Source organism: Desulfonatronospira sp. (genome assembly GCA_003563255.1).
Taxonomy (GTDB): Bacteria; Desulfobacterota; Desulfovibrionia; order Desulfovibrionales; family Desulfonatronovibrionaceae; genus Desulfonatronospira.
In genome coordinates this window covers 1-3,111 of record PWSL01000380.1, presented here as the reverse complement: position 1 = coordinate 3,111, position 3,111 = coordinate 1, and the positions used below count along the sequence as shown (strand labels likewise).

Sequence of the window (3,111 nt, the reverse complement as noted above, 5' to 3'; positions counted from 1 at the left end):
TTTTGCAGCTATGATTGCCGGGATAAGTACCTGAAAAAAATCAAATCCGGGAAAGAAGGTTTTTAAGTATCTGTTTAGCGTTTTTAAGGAAAGCAGGGGACAGGCACCCCCGCACTAATTTTTTCTGTAATGATTTTCACATACGCTAAAAATAAGTGCGGGGAGAGCCAGTCCCCGTGCCACATGTAAAGCGCTAAACAGATACGTTTTTATAGATCCAGGCAATATCGCAACATCTTAGCCTGGTTTTATGTTTACATGATGCACCTGCAAAAAGTCGAGAAATTGAATAATTCAGAAATCAACAATCTATATAACTCTTTGATTTTACTGACATCTGACGTCTGATCTCTGACGTCTGTGACTGCAAAAGTGACTTTTTGCAGTCACATCTTACATGCGGGGACCGGGATGTTGTGTTGTACCCGGGATTAATCGTTCATTAGGGTGTTGCTTGTAGCCATGCAACACCCCTTTTTTGGCCGTTTATTTTTGTCCCATAATGTAAATTATGTAAACTTTGATAATATATAAATATTAAAATAACCAAGAAATTCAATATGTTGACTTGTAAATCCGGAAATTGGGATAAAATGTGTGGCTGGTTAAAGCTCAGCTTCAAGTAGCCCTGCAAGGCAACTTATAAAATGTGTGGCTGGTTAAATCAGGGACTGGCTCCGGCACCCGCTTGAATGTGTTTTTGTGCCTTTGGAGCATGATTTGCAGCTTCAAGTAAGTGTCAATCAAGAAGAAGGTTCATTTTATTTTCAAGGGTCCGGGCCTGGTGGACAAGCTCTGCTGAGCCCGGCTTTGGAGGCAACATGTATGGATTGCCATATATAACTTCGCATCTGGACCAAAGCCATGGCAGTTTGAACCTGTCCCAGGAGCCTGTAAAGACATGCCGGTTGCTCATTCTGACCCTGGCGGGTACGATATGGGCCTGGATTTTGGAAGCCAGATATACAATACCGGGCTTCACGATGTGCCTGGGCCCCCTTGGACCGTCCACAGTTAAAACTGCATCCATGCCCTTTGCATGCATCTGACGCATGGCTGCCAGCATGGCCTGCATTCCCTTCCTGGAACTGGACCCCCGGGCCAGGTTGAATCCCAGACTGTCCAGGACCCTGGCAATAACTTCCCCGTCCCGGCTTGCGCTCACCACAACAATTATCCCCTCGTTGCGGTGCAGGTAGCATAGAGGAAAGAACTCATTGTGATAAATGGCAAAGACTATCGGCTTTTTGCGGCAGCGCAGTGCCCGGATCTTGTCAAAGTTGGTCCTGTGGTAATATATGCTTCTGGACCAGGCCGCTGCAAAAGAAGTAAGCAAGGGTGCCATCTTTATATATATATTGCGCATGGCAAATATTTTATGTTCTCAGGCAGCCCAAGGCAAGGAGGATTTCATGAGCAAGTCATTGAAAGTCGGTCGAATAGATTACCTGAATATCTGGCCCCTATTTTACATTATAAAGCACTTCCAGCGAAACGACATCAGTTTTGTAAACGGACATCCTTCCAGCCTGAACAGGTGCCTGGCCAGGAAAGAGATTCACGTCTCACCTTCTTCCTCCATTGAATACCTGATCCGGGCGGAAGAATACCTCCTTCTTCCGGATTTGAGCATCAGTGCCTCTTCGCAGGTCCAAAGCGTTCTTTTCTGCCTGCCCTTCCCTTTTCACAACCTTGAAGAGTATGCCAGACAGGGGGGGGAGGTTTACCTGACCAATGCATCGGATACTTCCCGAGCCTTGCTGAGGATCCTTTGGCATTATCACTGGAAGCTTCCTGCACCGCATTGGAAGGACCTTCAACCTGGTCATGGAATGTCTACCGGCAAACCCTTTCTTGAAATAGGCGACCATGCCCTGCGCATTTTCCTGGATCCTCCCGGGGATCTGCTTGTCATGGACCTGGCGCAGGAATGGAGCAATATGACCGCCCTGCCCTTCGTGTTTGCCCTGTGGATAGTCAGACGCGACCTGGAATCAGAGCAGAAAACTCTTTTAAGAAATCTGGCCCGGGAACTCCTGGATGCCAGGCACAAGGTGTGCAGCATGTACAGTGAGCTTTGCAGCAGGTATCCTGATAAAGATTTTTCCCCGGAGCAGATCCGGAATTACTGGCAGATGATGGATTATGGACTCGAATCCCGGCACAAGGCGGGCCTGACTGCTTTTGGCAGTTACCTGAGCCTTATGGGAGCGATTCCCGGCATGCCTGCCCTGGATTTTTTCGATATCCGATAATGGAAGCCGGATGATGGAGGCAGGACAACGGAAGACGGATTGCTGAGCAGGCGGTACACACCTGTTGAACTGGCTGAAAAAAGGTTCCAAGGCTGGCTTTGTCCGCAAACCAGATAAGAAGAGAGTTTCACTTCAGGTATCTGTTTAGCACTTTTAAGGAAAGCAGGGGACAGGCAACTCCGGGACCCACTTGAGCATCATTTTGTACTCGAAATGACTCATTTTCTGGGAAAAGTGGGTCCCGGAAGAAGCCAGTCCCCGTGCCGCATGCAAAGCGCTGAACTGATACCACTTCAGGGCTATGGGCAATCAGGAAAAGAGGGACCTGGGGGAAAAAGGCGGGGCCTGATATCCCCACCCTGTAGATATTTGTTAATGAGTGCTCTGTAATGTGTTGACCATCCTGTTTAGCCGGGAAATCTTGCGGGCGGCTTTTTTCCAGTGAATGACCCGTTTCTGGGCTGCCTTGTCTAGAGTGGAAGCAGCCTGTTGGATGGCCATGGATGCTTTGGCGGGATCTTTATGGTCCACTGCCTGGTAGACTGCCTTGGTCACGTTTTTGATGCGGGTCTTTACAGCCTTGTTCCTTTCCCTGGCTTTAAGATTCTGCCTGTGTCTCTTGGCTGCAGATCTGATGTTGGGCAAAGTCAAATCCTCCTGATATTTATTATTTTTTCAAATTGCTTGAATAAGATTATTAATATATCCATGATACTTTTCTTATGTCAAGAACCAATTTAGGCGCTTAGCACAAATTTCGGAACAACATGTTGGTCGTTAAAATCGGTTCGTGGTTCCTGGTTCTTCGTTCCTGGTTACCTCTTGTTCCCAGGCTGGAGCCTGGGAACAAGAAAGA

The 3,111-nt window shown here is 47.6% G+C and carries 3 protein-coding genes; 1 reads left to right on the top strand and 2 read right to left on the bottom strand.

Going from position 1 to position 3,111, the window contains the following annotated elements; translation table 11 throughout:
- Positions 1 to 739 precede the first annotated feature (739 nt).
- The gene (locus tag QZP87_RS11125) at positions 740 to 1,345 is read right to left on the bottom strand and encodes a lysophospholipid acyltransferase family protein (RefSeq protein WP_291322994.1); all 606 of its coding nucleotides are present in this window, start codon (positions 1,343 to 1,345) and stop codon (positions 740 to 742) included.
- A gap of 67 nt (positions 1,346 to 1,412) precedes the next feature.
- Between QZP87_RS11125 and QZP87_RS11120 the strand changes: the two genes are divergently transcribed.
- The gene (locus tag QZP87_RS11120; RefSeq protein WP_291322993.1) at positions 1,413 to 2,255 is read left to right on the top strand and encodes a menaquinone biosynthesis protein; all 843 of its coding nucleotides are present in this window, start codon (positions 1,413 to 1,415) and stop codon (positions 2,253 to 2,255) included.
- A 372-nt stretch (positions 2,256 to 2,627) separates the two neighbouring features.
- Here the strand turns inward: QZP87_RS11120 and rpsT are convergent, their stop codons facing one another.
- Entirely contained in the window at positions 2,628 to 2,900 is a 273-nt protein-coding gene (gene rpsT / locus QZP87_RS11115; RefSeq protein ID WP_291322992.1) for a 30S ribosomal protein S20, read from the bottom strand.
- Between the last annotated feature and the right edge of the window lie 211 nt (positions 2,901 to 3,111).

Excerpts from the sequence above, each read along its gene's own strand:
- QZP87_RS11125 (WP_291322994.1), bottom strand. The coding sequence starts at position 1,345 with ATGGCACCCTTGCTTACTTCTTTTGCAGCGGCCTGGTCCAGAAGCATA.
- QZP87_RS11120 (WP_291322993.1), top strand. The coding sequence starts at position 1,413 with ATGAGCAAGTCATTGAAAGTCGGTCGAATAGATTACCTGAATATCTGG.